The sequence below is a fragment of the Frankia nepalensis genome (assembly GCF_016786325.1).
GTDB classification, from domain to species: domain Bacteria; phylum Actinomycetota; class Actinomycetes; order Frankiales; family Frankiaceae; genus Pseudofrankia; species Pseudofrankia nepalensis.
In genome coordinates, this window is sequence record NZ_JADWYU010000137.1 from 56,741 (window position 1) to 74,512 (window position 17,772).

The 17,772-nt window shown below is 70.7% G+C and carries 8 protein-coding genes; 5 read left to right on the plus strand and 3 right to left on the minus strand.

Going from position 1 to position 17,772, the window contains the following annotated elements:
* Positions 1–14 precede the first annotated feature (14 nt).
* The 4 genes from I6A81_RS19500 (at position 15) to I6A81_RS19515 (ending at position 4,286) form a co-directional block, all read left to right on the plus strand.
* The gene (locus I6A81_RS19500; RefSeq protein WP_307874756.1) at positions 15–950 is read left to right on the plus strand and encodes an NAD-dependent epimerase/dehydratase family protein; all 936 of its coding nucleotides are present in this window, start codon (positions 15–17) and stop codon (positions 948–950) included.
* Between the two features lie 700 nt (positions 951–1,650).
* Positions 1,651–2,454 carry an NAD(P)-dependent oxidoreductase gene (locus I6A81_RS19505; RefSeq protein ID WP_238430247.1) on the plus strand — a complete coding sequence of 268 codons (804 nt, stop codon included), beginning with the start codon at positions 1,651–1,653 and terminating at the stop codon, positions 2,452–2,454.
* A 70-nt stretch (positions 2,455–2,524) separates the two neighbouring features.
* On the plus strand, positions 2,525–3,700 hold the full coding sequence (locus I6A81_RS19510) for a hypothetical protein (protein WP_203005837.1): 1,176 nt from the start codon (positions 2,525–2,527) through the stop codon (positions 3,698–3,700).
* Positions 3,684–4,286 (plus strand): aromatic ring-hydroxylating oxygenase subunit alpha, encoded by a 603-nt coding sequence (locus tag I6A81_RS19515; RefSeq protein WP_203005836.1) that lies wholly within the window; start codon positions 3,684–3,686, stop codon positions 4,284–4,286. The genes I6A81_RS19510 and I6A81_RS19515 overlap by 17 nt, the downstream gene beginning before the upstream one ends.
* Here I6A81_RS19515 and I6A81_RS19520 read toward each other — a convergent pair.
* The 3 genes from I6A81_RS19520 to I6A81_RS19530 all read right to left on the minus strand — a co-directional run bounded on the left by I6A81_RS19520 (position 4,240) and on the right by I6A81_RS19530 (position 15,507).
* Positions 4,240–13,575 carry a DNRLRE domain-containing protein gene (locus I6A81_RS19520; protein ID WP_307874757.1) on the minus strand — a complete coding sequence of 3,112 codons (9,336 nt, stop codon included), beginning with the start codon at positions 13,573–13,575 and terminating at the stop codon, positions 4,240–4,242. The genes I6A81_RS19515 and I6A81_RS19520 overlap by 47 nt on opposite strands.
* A 923-nt stretch (positions 13,576–14,498) precedes the next feature.
* Positions 14,499–14,723, minus strand: a complete 225-nt coding sequence (locus I6A81_RS19525) for a hypothetical protein (protein ID WP_203005835.1) — start codon at positions 14,721–14,723, stop codon at positions 14,499–14,501.
* 118 nt (positions 14,724–14,841) lie between these two features.
* The gene (locus I6A81_RS19530) at positions 14,842–15,507 is read right to left on the minus strand and encodes a TetR/AcrR family transcriptional regulator (RefSeq protein ID WP_307874758.1); all 666 of its coding nucleotides are present in this window, start codon (positions 15,505–15,507) and stop codon (positions 14,842–14,844) included.
* A gap of 169 nt (positions 15,508–15,676) precedes the next feature.
* Between I6A81_RS19530 and I6A81_RS19535 the strand changes: the two genes are divergently transcribed.
* Positions 15,677–17,710 carry a PKD domain-containing protein gene (locus tag I6A81_RS19535; RefSeq protein WP_307874759.1) on the plus strand — a complete coding sequence of 678 codons (2,034 nt, stop codon included), beginning with the start codon at positions 15,677–15,679 and terminating at the stop codon, positions 17,708–17,710.
* The last annotated feature ends 62 nt before the right edge of the window (positions 17,711–17,772 follow it).

Below are 17,772 nucleotides of genomic sequence, written 5' to 3' on the forward strand. Positions count from 1 at the left end.
TTGGAGAACGTGGGGTGGCAGACCTTCTCGACACGCCCGTCGTCCTGGGCGCGGGACCCGTCGGCCGGTCGGTCGCGGCCGCGCTGGTGGCCCGCGGGACCCGCCCGCGCGTCGTCACCAGGTCAGGAACCACGATCGACGGGACCGAACCGTGGCGGGCCGATGTGGCCGACCCAGACGCCACCCGTGCCGCGCTCGGCCGCGCCACCGCGGTGTTCCAGTGCGCCCAGCCGCCCTACCACCGGTGGCCGAGGAACTTCCCGGCCATCCAGCGATCCGTCGTGCGCGCCTGCGAGGCGAACGGCGCGGTACTGGTGGCGATCGAGAACCTCTACGGGTACGGGCCCGTCTCCGTGCCCATGACCGAGGACCTCCCGATGAGGCCGACCACCCGCAAGGGCGCGGTGCGCGCCGCCCTGTGGGCCGAGCTGCTCGACGCGCACCAGTCCGGTCGGGTACGCGCCGCGGCCGTCCGAGCGAGCGACTTCTTCGGTGCCGGCGTCCGGGACTCGGCCTACGGCGAACGTTTCTTCGGCCCACTCGTGTCCGGTGGGAAAGCCCAGGTCCTGGGATCGCCGCGGGCTCGGCACGCGATCACCTACGTGCCCGACCTCGCCGCGGCGGCAGTACGCGTCGCCGAGGATCCCGCGGCCTGGGGGCGGGCCTGGCACGCGCCGACCGCTCCGGGGATCACCCAGCTCGCCCTCGTCGAGGCCGCCGCCCGCGCCGCTGGCGTACCGCCCGCCTTCGTCGCGGTGAAGCCGTGGCAGCTTCGCCTCGTCGGCGCCTTCAACTCCGGCGCCCGGGAAACGGTGGAGATGCTCTACGAGTTCGACCACGACTTCGTCGTCGACTCGTCGGCCTTCGAGACCCGCTTCGGCCAGCCGCCGACGCCGCTGGACCGCGCGCTCGCCGAGACAGTCGCCTGGTACCGCCAGGCGGGGGCCTGACACCAGGACCTGCCTGCCCGGCAGTCCCGTCAGGCCCGTCGACCGCCGCCCCGCGCGACCGACATGGCCGGCGTCTCCCGGCCGGCGCCGCGGTTCTCGTTGATCAGTTCGAGCCGGATCTGATCCACGGCCCCGGCGGTACCGCCCGCGTCGGCGAGGCGCCGCGGAGTCCGGCCATCCGGGATCTCACGGGAGCGGGTCGGCGTCGGCGCCGGCGCCGTCCCGGGCGGTCGGCTGGCCGGGCGAGGCAGGTGTGGCCCCGTCGGCGGGCGTGAACATCTTGAACTCGGGCACGCGCCCCTCCGGCTCGGGCACGGGTTTCTCGGGCACGGCGGCGGCCGCTGAACGCGGCCCCCCGGACCAGACCAGTGGGCCCCGCACCCAACGCCCGCCGCGAACCGTGGTCGATGGCCCAGTCCATGGACATGCCCATCCGCCACACTCCCGCGAGGCGTTGGCAATGTGTGGCTGGCCAGCACGTCCATAGGACTGCTGGTGAGCCACGGTTCGACGCTCGGGTGTCCGTGAGCCGGCGGCGGGTCGTGGTCTGCGACCCGTTCTGCGACCCCGGCGTCGTGCGGGCCGTCCTGGAGCCGCTGGGGGCCGAGGTGCAGGCCGAGGAGCGGCTGCCGCGGGGCCCAGCGTCGTCGGGCTGCTCGTCGGGCCGGAGACCGCGGTCTGTGAGGAGGACCTGGCCGCGCTGCCGGACCTGCGGATCGTCGCGGTCACCTCCACCGGCGTCGACCATGTGCCGCTGGCGGCGGCGCGGTGGCGCGGAATCTGGGTGACCAGCAGCGCCGGGTACTGCACCGAGGAGGTCGCCGACCACACGCTCGCGCTCGCCGTCGGGCTGCTGCGCGCCGTCACCGCGCTGGACCGGCGGGTGCGGGCCGGGCACTGGGACGTCGGGGCGCTGCGCCCCCGCCGGGTCGCGGGGACCCGTTGGGGGCTGGTCGGCTTCGGGCGGATCGCCCGGGCGGTCGCGGCGCGGGCCCACGCGCTCGCCATGGTGACGGCCAGCTGGGATCCGTCGGTCCCCGACGGCCTGTTCGCCGGCGCCGGCACGCGGCGGGCCGCCGACCTGGCCGGGCTGCTCGCCGGCTCGGACGTCGTCAGCGTCCACCTGCCGCTGACCGCGGCGACCCGCGGTCTGCTCGGCGTGGCGGAGCTCGCGACGATGCCGGCCGGGTCGTACCTGGTCAACGTCGCCCGCGGCGAGCTGGTCGACGTCGCGGCCCTCGACGCGGCGCTGCGCTCGGGGCGGCTCGCCGGCGCGGCGCTCGACGTGCTGCCCGTCGAACCGCCACCGCCGGGCGACCCGGCGCTGTCGCTGCCGCGGACCGTCCTCACACCGCACGCCGCGTGGTACTCCGAGCGGGCGCTGGCGCTCGCCTACGAGTGGGCGGCGGCCACCATCGCCGACGTGCTGGCCGGGCGACGGCCCGAGCGGGTCGTCGTCGAGCCCGCCGCCACGGCGGCGGGCCAACTACCGGGGATGACGTGAGCCGGGATGGACATGAGAACTGACACGAACGGGGCCGGCGCGGCTGGCGGTGTTCCAGTCGCTGTGGGCGATGGAGGACCTGCCGCACCGGGCGGCGCGGGCCTGGACGCTCGCCGAGCGGGTCGAACAGGTCGCGGCGGGCGGGTTCGACGGCCTCGCGGTCGACCTGGGCGCGCGGCAGGCGCCGGTGGCCGGCGAGCTCGCGCCGCTGCTCGACGGGCCGGGGCGTGGGCTGCGCCGGGCCGTGTTCGCGTTCGTCGACGGCGACGGGGCGCTGGAGCGGGCGCTGCGGTACGCGACGGCGATCGGGGCGCCGACGATGGTCGTCTGCGCGCGGGTGTTCTCCCGCGACCTGGGCCTGCTCGCCGAGACGGTGGAACGCTGGCACGCGCGGGCGGCGGCGGCCGGGGTGGCGATGCAGCTGGAGACGCACCGCGACACGATGACGAACGACCTGCGCGCGACCGTCGACCTGCTCGACCTGCTCGACCTGCTCGACCTGCTCGACCTGCTCGACCTGCTCGACCTGCTCGACCCGCTCGACGAGCGGGTCGAGCTCGCGATCGACCTGTCGCACCACGTCTGCGGCTGCGAGCTGCCCGACGAGCCGACCGCCGAGGTCGAGGCGCTCGTCGACGCGTTGCTGGCCCGGGCCGGGTCGCTGCAGGGCCGGGTCGCCACCCGCGGGCAGGTGCAGGTACCGCTGGGCTTCCCGGTTCACGAGCGCTGGGTGGCCCGGTTCCGCGACTGGTGGACCAGGGGGTTCGCCCAGATCCTGGCCCGGCCGGCACCGCCGGCGGCGGACGGGCCACGCGAGGTCATGTTCTGCTGCGAGCTGGGGACCCACCCGTACGCGATCACCGGGGCGGACGGGGAGCAGCTGTCCGACCGGTGGGCCGAGGCCCTGCAACTGGCGGACTGGGCCCGCGAGAGCTTCGCCGCCGCCGGTAGCCCCCTGCTCACCTTGTTCACGGGAGGACGTCATGACCGCCGAGCCGACCCTCGCCGCCGCGACGGCCACCGAGGCGACCGCGCCCGGATCGGCGCCCGACGGGCCGCTTCCCGTGGCCGAGGGCGGGGGCGGGCGGATGTCCCCCGGCCCGCTGGACCACTGGCCGGTGGGGCGCAGCATCCTGCCTGCCAGGGCGTACGTCACGCCGGAGGCGTTCCGGCACGAGCAGGAGGCCGTCTTCGCAAGCGGCTGGGTGTGGGGTGGTTTCGAGCACTATGTGCCGGACGCCGGTGACGTCCACCCGATGATGGTCGCGGGCCGGCCGCTGGTGATGGTCCGCGGCGAGGACGGGCAGGTGCGCGTCTTCCACAACGTCTGCCGGCACCGCGGGATGCGGCTAGTTGACGCGCCGGCGCGCGGCCGGCGCCGGGTGCAGTGCGCCTACCACTGCTGGTCCTACGAGCTGGACGGCGCGCTCGCCGTCACGCCCTACCTGGACCGGGGGCGCGGGAACACCCCGCCGGCGGACCTCGCCGCCGAGCTCGGCCTGCTGCCAGTCGCGAGCGCGACCTGGGCCGGCATGGTGCTCGTGCACCTGGGCCCCGACCCCGAACCGGTCGACGACCTGCTCGCACCGCTGCGGGCCCGCTGGGAGCACCTCGACTTCTCCCGGCTGCGTCTCGCCGAGGAGCGCGGCTTCGACGTCGAGGCGAACTGGAAGCTGGTCGTCGAAAACTTCCTCGACTTCTACCACCTGCCGTTCGTCCACCCGCAGGTCGGCGTGGTAAGCGCCGCCCTCGACCCTGGCAGCCGACGAACACGACGGGCCCGCATCACCCGTTCGGCGATTCAAGGTCGAGTTTGGGATTCTTGGCGTTGACCTGACCCGCAATGTACTCAGACAGCATCTCGTCGTTGGCGACGAACAGAATCGGACCGAGCGTGGTTGCCCACAGGTTGTTCTTCAGGTCGGCCTGGCTGTCCCTCGCCACCCCCGGGATGGAGAAGTCATTTTCCATTTCATGGAAGATCCCGAACTCGAACGCCCATCTGGGGCCATAGCGGTCGGCCATCATCGCCATCCAGTACGCATGACGGAAAGCGTTCTTCTCACCATTCTCCCAGTCATTGGCTATCGCCTGCCGGTCCGCCTCAGCGAATGCCTGGTCCATCAGCGGGCGAGCCCTGATGCATTTGTATGCATTCACCGGTCCACTTAGGCAGAAATCCCGCTGGATCGGGCCGAGACTGTCTGGAGTGGCGTTGCGATCGACCGTTGCCTCGTCGACGCTATAGACGCGCTCAGGGGTCTTGATACCGTCTCGCCGGGGCGCGGGAGGGGGGGCAACGGCGTTTGCCTGCTTGGAAGCCCGGACGACGTCCGTGCCGCCGCCTCCGCGAATGGCTGGGGCCACGCTCATGGTGGAACCGGTTGGCTTGGTCGGCGGTCTAGGCTGCGGACTGCTGGACGCGCTCTTGGTCTGAACCACCACAGGTTTGGCCGGAGCGGACCCCGAGGACTTGGCTGGGGCTTTCGCCGCGGGCTTCGGCATCGGCTTCGGCGCGGACGCCTGCTTCACCGGCGCCTTCGCCGCAGGCTTCGGCATCGGCTTCGGCGCGGACGCCTGCTTCACCGGCGCCTTCGCCGCAGGCTTCGGCACCGACTTCGGCGGGGGTGTCGGCTTGGCCTTGGCCGCGGCCTGGAAGGCCAGGGCCGCGTTCACCCCCGCCCAGAAGGCCGCGTCCTGCACTGGGCCCGAAGACGCCTTCTTGGTCGACGCCGGCGTCGGCCTGGACTCCTTCTTGGCAGGCGCTGGTGCCGGCTTGGCCTCCTTCTTGGGCTTGGGTCCAGGGGCTTTGTCAACGTAGAAGCCGGTGGGGTCGTTGTAGGCCAGCGGGTTGCCGGCGGCGTAGGTGTAACGGTTGTTGGCGGCGGTGCCGGTGATGGGGAGGGTGGCGGTGTCGCGGCTGGTGAAGGTGCCGGTGCCGGGGGTGTACCAGCGGGCCTGGGCGTTGACCTTGCTGGTGGCGGGGTCGGTCCAGCTGCCCTGGTAGCCGATGTGGAGGTCGGGGTTGCCTGCAACGACGGGTTCGCCGAAGGGGGTGAACGAGCGGCTGTCGGTGAGGGTGCCGGCGGTGGTGAAGGCGGCGACGAGGTCGCCGTGGGTGTCGGTGAGGGTGGCCCAGTTGCCGGCGGGGCTGCCGATGGCGACGAGGTCGCCGTCGGGGTCGCGGGAGAACGACGAGGAGTAGTCGGTGGCGGGTTCCTTCTCCAGGCCGGGGTAGACGAAGGGGACGCCGTTGCGGGTGGCGAGGCGGTCGAGGCCGTCGTAGGTGTAGGTCTGCAGGGTGCCGCCGGTGTTGTCGCCGAGGAGGCGGTCGAAGGCGTCGAAGCTGGTGGTGGTGACGGTGGCGCCGGCGGTCTTGGTGGCCAGGGTGCCGCGGGCGGTGTAGGTGTAGGTCGCGGTGCCGTCGGACGTGAGCCGGCTGCGGGCGTCGTAGGTGGAGGTGACGCTGTTTTTCGAGGTGCGGTTGCCGGCGGCGTCCCAGCCGTAGGTCGTCGTCACCGACGCCTGGTCGGTCCAGGATGTAAGCCGGTCGGCCCAGTCGTAGGTGTAGGTCTGGGTGCCGGCTCCGGCGACGCCGGCTGGGCCGATGGTGGTGGCGGTGCGGTTGTCGTTGTTGTCGTAGGTATAGGTCTGGGTGCGCAGAACAGTGGAGCTGGGGCCGGTGAGGGTGTCGCTGGTGGTGCGACCGAGGTCGTCGTAGCCGAAGGTCCGCGTCGCGCCGGCGTAGGTCACCGAGGTGATCTGGCCGGCATCGTCGTAACCGAGGGTGCGGGTCCCGCCGGTGACGGTGCCGGTAACGGTGGCCAGTTCACTGCGGGGGGTGTAGGTGAAGGTGGTCGAGCTGCCCGGGTCGGTACGCCCGGTCATCCGGCCGGTGGAGTCGTAGGTGAAGCTGCTCGCCCCACCGGCACCGGACGCGCCGGTGACCAGACCACGGTCGTTGTACGTGAACGACTGCGTCCCACCCGGATGGTCGATGCTCGTGAGCTGGCCGACCAGGTCATGGGTCAGAGTCCGCGACGCCGACGGAGTGCCGACGCCGCTGCCGTTCTCGGTGGTGAGCCGGCCGAGGGCGTCGTAGGTCGCGGTCCGGGTGACCCCGCCGGGCGCGAGGACGGTGACCGGCTGGCCGGCGGCGTCGTAGGTGGTGGTCCAGGTCCGGTCGGCCAGATTCGGGAACGCCGGCGTCGACGGCTCGATGACCTTCTCGACCAGGCCCAGCGAGTTGTAGGTCGTGACGGTCGGGTTGCCGCGACCGTCGGTGACCCGGGTGACGTTCCCCGCCAGGTCGTAACCGACCGACGTCGTGATCGTCGTCGAGCCGTTCACGGGAACTGTGACGGACCGCAGCTGGTTCAGGGCATCGACAGTGGACGTTGTGGTGTGGCCGTTCGGGTCCGTCTCGGAGATGGCGTTGCCCGCCGAGTCGTAGCCAGCCGAGGTGGAGCGGAGCAGGACGTCGGTGGGTGAGTACTCGCCGACGACGGTGGGCCGGCCTGCGCGGTCGTAGGTGGTGCGGGTCTCCCGGCCCAGCGGGTCGGTGACCGACGTGGTCCGGCCCGCGAGGTCGTAGGTGTAGGTGGTCGTCTTGCCGAGCTCGTCGTGCACGGCGATCGGGTCGCCGGCGCCGTTGTAGTCCGTCGTCTTCGCCGCGCCCGCGGCGAAGTTGCCGGGCGTCAGCACCGAGGTCACGTCGCCGGCGTCATTGTGGCTGGTGAAGGTCGTGAAGATCTGGGCCAGCCACTGCTCGGTGACGGTCGTCGCCCATACCCGGTCGAGGTCGTCGTAGGCGTAGAACGTCCACCCGTCTTCCTGGTCGACCTCGGTGACCAGGTTGCCGGCGTCGTCGTAGATCATCCGGGTGACGCCGGCCGCCGGGGCGCCGGTGAGCTGGGGGTCGGTGATGGCGACCGGCCGGTCGAGCTTGTCGTAGACCGTGGTCGTGGTCTTGCCACGAGTGTCGGTGTGACTGATCGGGTCGCCGTCGTCGTTGTAGAGCCACGACTCCGTCGGCACGATCGCGCTGCCGCCACCGGGCGGGGTGTACGACGGGTGGGTCTTCTGCGTGACACGGCCGAGGTGGTCGTAGCTGGTGACCGTGACGTTGTTACGGGCGTCACGCACATGGGTCGGCTCGCCGAACGTGTTGTAGCCGACCTCCTCCGACGGCCGGTCCGTGACCGCCGAAGCACCGTTCTCCTCCACCAGCACCGGCGGGGAAACCTTCTGGACCAGGTTGCCATGCGCGTCGGTGACCTGATCGGTCACATACGCCGGGTTCGGCGCGCCGCCGGAGACGTAGCCACGAGGATCGACCGAACTCGTCACGGCACCACGCTGGTCGTAGGTGACCGCGTCGGTGTACCGCTCCACCCCGTCGCCGAACACGGTGATCGATGTCGGCCGGGAGGCGTCGTCGAAGGTGTACTCGATCCGTTCGGTCGTCGCCGTGCCAGCGGCCGACAGCTGAGTAGCGGTGACGTTGTCGCCATTGTCGTAGGTGACATCGGTCCGGCGGGCCAAACCCTGGGGGTCGACGATTGTGGCAGTGCTGCGGCCGGCGGCGTCGAATTCCGTCGAGGTCTTGCGCAGCCCACCGCCGGTGACCGTGGTGATCTCGTTGCCGGCACCGTCGTAGGAGTGCTCGGCCAGGATGATGTCGTAGGCGCCGGCCTCGGACAGGATCCCATAGGCTGGGAGCGGCGGCCGGTAGCCGTCGAGAACCTCCCGGAACAGCAGGCCGTCGAGCCAGTACTCGTAACGGACCGTGCGCCCCTCCGCATCGGTCACCGAGGCAAGCCGGCCGGCCGGATCGTACGCCCGCGACTCCAGCACGACGTCACGCGGCGACGTGCCGGCGACCGGGTCGTCGACGAAGTCCTCCAGCGTCGTCGTCGCCAGTTGGTTGTGCGCCGTGTAGGTGTAGGACGTGACCGTGTCGACCGGGTCCGTCGTCGTCGCGACGTTGCCGTTTGGGTCATACGTCGTCGCATACGTCGCCCACGGGAACGAACCCGCGCCGTCGGTGCGGTAGATCTCCCGGTCCGCGTCGTCATAGACATAGACCGTCGTGCGAGCCGTATCACCACCGGTCGCGTCCGAGACGGTGACCTCGGTCAGGTTTCCATTGTCGTCGTAGGTGTTCGTCGTCACCGGGGTGTGCACCACCGACGTGACCAGGTTCGTCATGCCGGGCTCGGTGACCTGCGCGACCTGCCCCAGCTTCGTATATGTGTAGCTGGTGGTCAGGCCCGCGGGGAAGGTGTCGGAGATCTCCTTCGACGTCAGCTGACGACCCAGCTCGTCATAGGTGTACTCCTGGACCAGGCCGGATGGGCCCTGGTACCGGCGCAGGTCACCCTTGGCGTCGTAGCCGTAGGTCGTGATCTTGCCCCGCAGGTCGGTGTAGGAGATCGGCAGTTCGCGTGGGATCGTCCCGCCCCCGGCCGCCGCCGCCTCGCTACCGGTGGAGAAGACCCACGACTCGGTGCGGCCATAGGGATGGCCTGGCGTCGCTGGCGTCGTCCGGGATACCAGATCCCCGAACGCGTTGTAGGTGTGCACCGTCGCATAGGTGTTGTCCGACGACGACGCCGACCGGCCATCACGATAGACAGTGATCAGGTCGTTGCGTGGGTCGCCCGGCGGACCGAGGTAGTAGCTGTAGTACTCGGTGTTGACGAACAGGCCGCCGTAGTAGGCGCGGGCCTGCGACCGGGAAAGCACGTTGCCGCGGGTGTCGGTCTCTGTCTGGACGATGTTGCCGTTCTCGTCGATGACCTGCCTCAGGAAGCCGCGGTCGTTGTAGACGAACTGCCGGTTCCCGACACTGTCCCGCTGCGAGATCAGCTGGCCGTCGTGGTATTCGTGCTCGGTCTCGTGGTCACGCGGGTCGGTCACCCGGATGATCGTGTTCGGGCTGGTCGTCAGCACCTCGTACTCGGTGCGGCTACCCGCCCCGTCCTCGCGCCACGCCACAGTGCCATCGAGGTTGTAGCCGATGACCGTGTCTACGTTGCCCTCGGGCAGGGTGATCTTCCCGAGCTTGCCGTTGAATGCGTACGCGTATTCCGTCGGGCTGGTCGACTGCGGGCCGGTGACCGACGTCAGCTTGTCCCCGTCATAGCCATAGGTCCACGTCAACGGGCCGGAATGGGCCGCCACGTTCTGCGTGGACACGCTGGTGACGTGGGTGCCAGTCCAGGTCAGCGACAGCGTCCGCAACGTCGTCAGGTTCACCATGGACGTGAGCTGCGCGTTGCTGTTGTAGTTCAGTTCCTGCTGCAGGCCGACGGGGTCGGTGATCTTCGCCAGCCGGCCGTCGGACCGGAATGTGTGCGCGGTGCCCGTTTTGTCGGTGAGTGTGGTCGCGGCGGTCGCGGTGAAGTCGTCGATCCGCCCCGACCCGGTCGCCTCCGCGAACGGGCCTACCCGGCTCCCGTAGAACACCGCTGGATCGTTCGCCGACAGAATCTGGGAACCATTACGCAGCACCGAGATCGCCGGCCCGTTCGTGACCACCGTCAACGTGTCGGTGGCGGTGCAGCACAGCCCGCCGCTCGAGGTCGCGATCACCGTCTCGACCCCGCCGACGGTCCTGACCAGCTGCCACGTGCCCGACGACGGCTGCGCCACCACCCGCCAGTAGTTGCTGGCATCCGCAAACCGGAACGCCAGCCCCAGACCGGCCTGCGCCACCGGCATCTTGAACGAGAACGTCCCATCCGCCGCCGCCGACACCGTCGCCATGTTCCGGTTCCCCGACGCCGTGGCCAGATACGCCGCGTTACCGGAAATACCCCAAGTGCCGTTACCCAGCCCCGGCAACGTGAGCGCCTGCCACTGCTCACCGGTGTCGCTCGTCCCGAGGGTGGTGGACGAGTTGGCGCGGGTGAAGCTGTCGCGGTGCTGGTCGTCGACGATCGTGACCGACCCGATCCGCCCCGAACCCGTGCTCAGCGCGAACAGACCGGCCTTGGTCGCGGTCGAGAACTGGGAGTCGGTGACCGAGCCGACGACCCGGTCGTTGCGGTAAACCGTCAGCACCGAGCCGGACATCCGCACGGCGTAGGTGTCGGTCGCCGCGCAGCAGGCGCCGCTGAACGTCGCGATCTGGGTGCCGACACCGCCGACCCGCTTCGCCAGGATCAGGGAGTTGCTCGAGGGCTGGACGTGCAGGATCCACATGTTGTTGGCGTCCTGGACCCGGAACGCGACCCCGAGATAGTCCTGCGCCACTGGTGCGGTGAACCGCACCATCCCGTCCGACGGCGCCGGCATCACCGCCGACGCCGATGAGCCCGACACCAGGTAGGCGTTGTTCCCGTTGATCCCCCACGTCCCGGCCAGCACCTGCCACGACTCACCCGTATCCGCGGTGCCGAGCGACGACGTGTGGTTCGCCCCGGTGAACGACGCGACCTGCGGGCTCGGCGCCTGCATCAGCGAGTAGTAACCATCCTGCGGCGTGAACGTCCCAAACCAGTTCCGACCGAACCGACTGTCCCGCCCGTCCGGATACCGCACGACCAGGTTGCCCTCACCGGAATCGTCCACCCGGACGTTCATGTCCCCTTGCGACGACCAGCCGGCCCCAAACATGCCCACAGATGAGTCGCGGCTGTTATAGGTGCGGGTCAGTTCCAACGCCGGACCCACCCCGGCCACCGAGATGTCCGTCGTCGACGACGCGTAGTTCCCGATCAGCGGAGTCACCGACGACACCAACGGCGCATACGGGTCCCCACCGAAATGCCCACTCGTCGGCGGCGACGGGACCTGCGGGTAGAGCGCCAGCGGCGGGGTCCACGCACTCGTCACCCCACCGGCCTGGACCCGCCCTCGCCAGTAGTACGGATACCCCCAGTTCAACGCACCCGCCGGCACCCGCCACGTCGAACTCCCGATGAACCCACCCGACGACGCGCAGAAACCACTCGCCGCATCCGGGTTCGAACAGATCTGGAACTCGTACGTCAACCCCGCCTGGTTCCCCGACAGCGACAGCACCGGACGCAGCGTGTCGACCCGCTGGGCGTCCGCCGGAGTCGACCCGGTCACCTGCACCCCGCCCGCCGGAGGGGCTACCAACGCGACCGGCAGCATCGAGATGCCGTGCGTCGAGAAGAACGCCCCGCCCGCCGCGGTATCCTGCATGTCGAACTTCACGATGTAACTACCCGCCGGCGGCGGCGTCACCGTAGCAACGACGTCGACCGACTGGCCCCGGGCCACCGCCACCGGCAGGTTCGTCTGGTAGCCCTGCGCGACGAGTTCGGTGGTCCCGGTGGCGTCATACACGTGGTACGACAGCTTGTAACTGCCGTTCGCCGGCCAGGTGAACTTCCCCCGGTTCGTCACCCGAACCTTGATCTTCCCCGGCTGCGTCCCGGTCAGCGCCTGGTCCCACACCGGCGAACCCGTCGGCCACGCATAGGCCGCGTCATACGGCGACCACGTGATGTTCATCTTCGGCCGGTAGTCACCCGCCGTCCCCGGCGCCGTACAGGAACAGTTCTGCGACGCGAACTCCTTGTAATGCGTCACATCCCACATCGACGCCCGCACCGACAGACCGTGGTTCGCGGCCGTGCCGTCGTTCCAGTCCTCGACCAGCTCCGTCAACCGCGAATCCGAGAACGTCTCCCACCCGGCCGGGCAGCCCCCGTTCCCGGACTGGTGCGAGAACGTGCTCTGCGCCACCTCACCGCTGATGGAGGCACCGGGCCAGGTCAGCGTGGTGCCGTTCCACTGCTGCGTCACCTGGTACAACGACACCGGATGCGCCACACACGCGTCATGCGACGCCGTGTTGTACAACGACACCTGCGCGGAGAGAACGTTCGCGTTCTGAAGTGCCGAGTTGTTCGGAAAGTGCAGATAGCCCCGGTTCTCGTCCCCGGCCGCCTGCAGCCCAACCCGCAATGACCCATCCGAACCCTGCGCCGTCCCCGGCGTCGCCGACGACACCCACGTGTCATCCGTTCCCGCCGACACCGGCGTCACCGTCGGGTCCACCCGCACCGGAAACACCCGCTCCGGCGCTCCCAGCCAGTCCGCATCCAGGTCCACTCGCAACGCGACCTGACCAGTGCCCTCCGCCTCGACCAGGCTGTAGGTGACCCCCTCCGAGGTCGCCCGCCCGGGCGACGAGTCCTCCATCCACCCCCGCGGAACCACCGCCACCGGCGCACCCGAACCATCCGCGAGCACCACCCGCCCCTGGCCGTCCAGACTCGCCGTCAACCCTTCCAACGCCAGCGGGAACGTCCAGCTCGTCGGCGCCTGCGCCGACTGAAGCACGATCACCTCCTTCAACCCCGACGCCGTCGCCGACAACTCCAGATCCGCCTGCTCGCGTACATCGGCGAACGTCACCGACTCCCCTTCGGCCGCACCCTCAGAGCCCGCCGCACCCTCCAGCGCGAACCCCGCCGACAACCCCTCACCCAGCTCGATCCGCGCCAGCTCCCCGTCGTCCGCCACCTCGGCGATCTCCACCGGCGCCGCCACCGACCGCGCCTCATACCCGCCACCGCCCCGCTCTTCCAGGCCGGTGTCGACCTCGACCCACTCACCCTGGTCGTCCTGGAACCGCACCGGCTCCGTCGACACCTCCGTCGAATACGTGCCGTCCGGGTTCCGGAACACCGAGGCGTTGTCCGTCCGAGCGGACTCCACCTCCACCCGGCCCGACTGCGCCGTACCCGGGTCCTGAATCCCCGCCGCCAGGTCCTCCTCCAACGGCAGTTCGGCACCCGCCGGCACCTCCGGCAGGATCACCTCCCCCTGCGGCGCATCTGGACCCGTCGGGTACACCACCTCCCGCGGCACGACCTCCGGCGTCGCCGGCACAGCACCCTCGACCACCGGAACCCGCGCCAGCACCTCCGCCACCTCGGGCGCCGCGTCCCGCGACGTCACCTCCGCCGACACCAGATGGTCCCGGCCCTCCGCGGTGCCGTCCGACGATTCCGGCAGCTTCATATCCCGGAACGGGTTCTGCTCCGCGATCGGCACCAGGTCCGGGCTCGTCACCCGATCCACCACCAGCGCCGCGACGCCCGACAACAGCAGCACTGGGACCAGCAGCAACGCCACCCGGCGCACCCGGGCATGGCGCCGCCACATCTTCCGGCCAAAGGACAGAGAACGACACACGGGCACAAGCGGGCCAGGCATGACGCAGCTCCGGACAGGTCAAGGGAAAACTCAGGACCGGCACCGACGCCCAAAACGCCGGATCCGTCCCCGCCAGCGCGCGGCAAATGCGGCAGGATCGGAAGTTCACGGGCGCGCGAAAAAGAACGCGCCACCATCTCGGCGAAGCCCGGGAAGCCCGAAGAAGGCCACAACCCCTTTGACCCGCGCAGCGAGGAAGCGCGCGGGAGCCACGCCGAAACAGAAGCGTCTCAAGAAATCGGAAAGTAGCGCCCCGGACACGCCATCGCGCCCGGTGAGACCACCCGTGGACGTCAGCCAGCGAGCCCGGCGACATTCACAGATGTGTGGATCGTACGAGAGCGGAGCTAAATATCGCGTACGGATAACCACCCCGTCAAGCGGTTCCCACCGGTCCGCCAACGCGCGTCGCCGCCGACGCCGAACCATGCGCGTAGCGAACCTGCACTACCGTCCGCCAGCACGACCGTCAAGGTGGTGGCACCGTGGATCTGGCCAAGTTCCAGCCGGTCCTCGGTGTGGCCGGCACCGATGGTCCCTATTGTCACGCTCCGCACGGCAAAGAGGCGCACTCTTAGCATACTTATGAGAGACTTGTCAAGAAGTCACACCGGGACGCCGCGGAGTCCTGACCAATCGCATCGCCCACCGAGGTCGGACGGCAGAGCCGCCGCCTCCAAGGAACTCCTGACCTGCACATTCGAAGGGACGTCAAGATCTTTTCGGTGATTCGCGCGCGACCGGGCGGGAGGTCTGCCATAGTGGCGGTCCTCCACAATCGTCTTCGAGCCCGCTCTCCAGGAAGCTGACCCGACCCCTCCCGGCGAATTCACGTCAGCTTTTTACTTGACGCACAGTGACAGTGAACCGGCCAGGTAGGACCAACACCGAGCCACCGCACGATCGGACTCATGGGAGGCAGTCGCTATTCCGTCGGCGTCGGCGAAGGGCTGCTCGGCGGCCCGGACCAGGTCGCGCAGCGGCACGCCGTTCGCATAGGGGTGAATGGTGGGGACCGCGCCGGTGGGCAGGTTCTCGCCGATCAGCTCGAACCGGGTCTGATCCACGACCTCGACGGTACCGCCCGCGTCGGTGCGGCGACGCGGAGTCCGGCTTTCCGGGAGGCCCGGCCGTCCCGGAGGTCTGGCCATCCCGGGAGTCCGGCTATCCGGCCCGGGAGTCCGGCTATCCGGGATTCGGCGGGCGGCGGGGGGCGTCGGGGCGGGTGAGGTCGTCCAGCAGGGCGCGCAGGTAGGAGCGGAAGACCGTGGGGCGGTCGATCTGGGCCGGGTTGAGCAGCCACTGGGTCTCCAGGCCGATGTTGAAGGCCAGGATCTCGGTCGCCTTCACGTCCGGGTCGATGTCGGCGCGGATCTCGCCGGCGTCCTGGCCTCGGCGCAGTTCGCCGGCGATCAGGTCGCGGGTGGCCCGGTCGCGCTCGTCGAAGTAGTCGTGCAGGGGGGCGTCCGGGTCGAGGCTTTCGGCCCGCATGACCAGTCCCAGCCGAGTGAGGGTCTCCGACTCCGGGATCTCGCGGACGTCCCGCAGGCCGAAGATGCCCTTTCCGCGGAACTCGTGCGCCGCCTTGACCAGTTCGGCGTCGCGGCGGGCCATGACGGCGCGCAGCAGGTCCTGTTTGGTGCCGAAGTGGTGCAGGATGCCGGCGTGCGTCAGGCCGACGCGTTCGGCCAGTTCCAGCAGGCCGGTGCCGCGGTAGCCACGCCGCGCGAACAGGTCGACCGCGGCGTCGAGGATCTGCTCGCGCCGGGCGGCGCCGCGCCGGTTGACCGCGCCCTTCCTGGGAGGCATTCCCCACCGTACCGACAGCGCCCGCATGACAGCGGTTGACACGTCCGTAACCCCCGATAGCCTTACAACCCTGTCAGGAAAACGTGGGGCTGACGCGCCGCTTCGTTTCCCGCGGCCCGGCTCGGACCGTCCCACCAGGCATGGGCGGGAGGCACCGGTGGTGGTGGAAGGGTTACGTCGTCGCGGGTCCGGCTGGGTGATTCCCCTCGCGGTGGCGACCGCGGTCACGGCGGGACTCGTCCCGCTCGCGACGACCACGGCGGCCGGCGCCGGCGGGCTACCGGACTGCGCGCCGGCCTCCCCCGGCGGCCCGGTCTTCGTGACCGACAGGTGCGTGGACCCGGACCTGCGCGAGCCCTACACCGACGTCGACGAGCAGCGCGTCACGACCGACCCGGCGACCGGGACGACGGTGCGCTACCGCTACATCCACGGCGGATTCACCGGCACGAACGCCCGGTTCTCCTTCTACTTCCCCGCCGCCGAGAAGTACCAGGGCCGCTTCTTCGAGTACACCTACCCCACGATCGCCGAGGAGGACGCCACCCCCGCCACCATCGCCTTCGCCCTCTCCCACGGGGCCTACGCCGTCTCGACGAACAACGGCGGCGGCGTCACCGCCGCGCCCGTGCTCGGCGGATACCGGGTCAACGCGGCCGCGGCGAAGTACTCGCGGGTCGTCGCCGACGGCGTGTACCGCAAGCCCGGCCGCCCCCGCGGCTACATCTACGGCGGCAGCGGCGGCGCCTACCAGACCCTCGGCGCGCTGGAGAACACCTCAGGGGTGTGGGACGGCGGCGTCCCGATGGTGCCCGGGGTCCCGAACGCGATCCCCAGCTTCCAGGCCTCCCAGGTGCTGGCGCTGCGCGTGCTGGCCGACAAGCTCCCCCAGATCGCCGACGCCGTCGCGCCCGGCGGCAGCGGCGACCCGTACGCCGGCCTGACCCCCGTGCAGGCCGGTGTCCTGCGGGAGGTGACCCGCCTCGGCTTCCCGCCGCGCGGCTGGTGGCAGTACGGGTCCATGTACGGCGGGTCGTTCGGCGCCGTCCAGGCCGTCGTGCGGGCCACCGACCCCGGCTACGTCAACGACTTCTGGAACGTCCCCGGCTACGAGGGTGCCGACGACCCCGCCGTGGCGGCCGCCCGCGTCCAGTACGACACGACGATCCAGAGCCTCGTCGGCACCCCGGCCACCGGCGTCGTCCTCGCCGGCCTGCCCGCCGGTGACCTCACCGGCGCCGACCTGGTCGTCACCAGCGGCGCCGCCGCCGGGAAGTCCCTCACGTTCGGCGCGATCGACGGCAACACGGTCAGCTTCCCGTGGGGCGCCGACCCGGCCGTCACGAACGCGCTGGCGGCCGGCGACCGGGTGCGCATCGACACCTCCTGGTCGGTCGCGCTGCAGTACTACCAGCGTCATTCCGTCCCCGGCACCGACCAGTACGGCTGGAACCAGTACCGCGGCGCGGGCGGCGCCCCGGTCTACGCGCAGCGCCCCTACCTCGTCGGCCCGCTGCTGGCCGCGAACGCCGGCGGCGCCGCCCCCACCGGCCGCTTCCACGGAAAAATGATCATGCTGGCGTCGACGATGGACATCCAGGCCTACTCCTGGTCGGCCGACTGGTACGCGAAGCGGGCCACGCCGGCGCGGGGCGGCCAGACCAGCGACAGCTTCCGGCTCTGGTACATGGACAACGCCGACCACGTCGCGCCTGAGGCCATCGGCCCTGGCGCCGCGGCGCACGTCGTCGGCTACACCGGCGAGTGGCAGCGCGCCCTGCTCGACCTCGACGCCTGGGTCACGCGCGGCGTCCGGCCGCCGGCGAGCAGCAGGTACACCGTCGACGCCGACTCCCAGGTGACCGTGGCCGCGACCGCCGGCCAGCGCGGGGGCGTCCAGCCCGTCGTCGCCCTCACCGCCCGCGCCGCGCGCGGCAAGCCCGCCGCCGACCGCGTCGAGGTCGTCGCCGGGCAGCCGGTCGCGTTCACCGCCCGGGCGTCCACGCCGCCGGGGGCCGGCAAGATCGTGAAGGTGGAGTGGGACTTCGTCGGCGCCGGCACGTTCCCGGACCCGGCGCGTGGCGTGCGCGTCGGCCCGGAGGCGAACGTGGACGCGACCCACGTCTACGGCGCGCCGGGCACCTACTTCGCCGTCGTCCGCGTCACCGCGCAACGCGACGGCGACCCGCGCACCCCGTTCGCCCTCGTCCAGAACCTGGACACCGTCCGCGTCGTCGTCCGGTAGATCCCCTGCTCGGGCCGCCCGCCGCCCGTCGGCCTCCTCTCGCCCGCTCGACGCCAGCCGGA

What these genes read in the sequence shown, in the direction of transcription:
- I6A81_RS19510 (WP_203005837.1), top strand. Translation starts at nt 2,525, where the DNA reads ATGGAGGACCTGCCGCACCGGGCGGCGCGGGCCTGGACGCTCGCCGAG.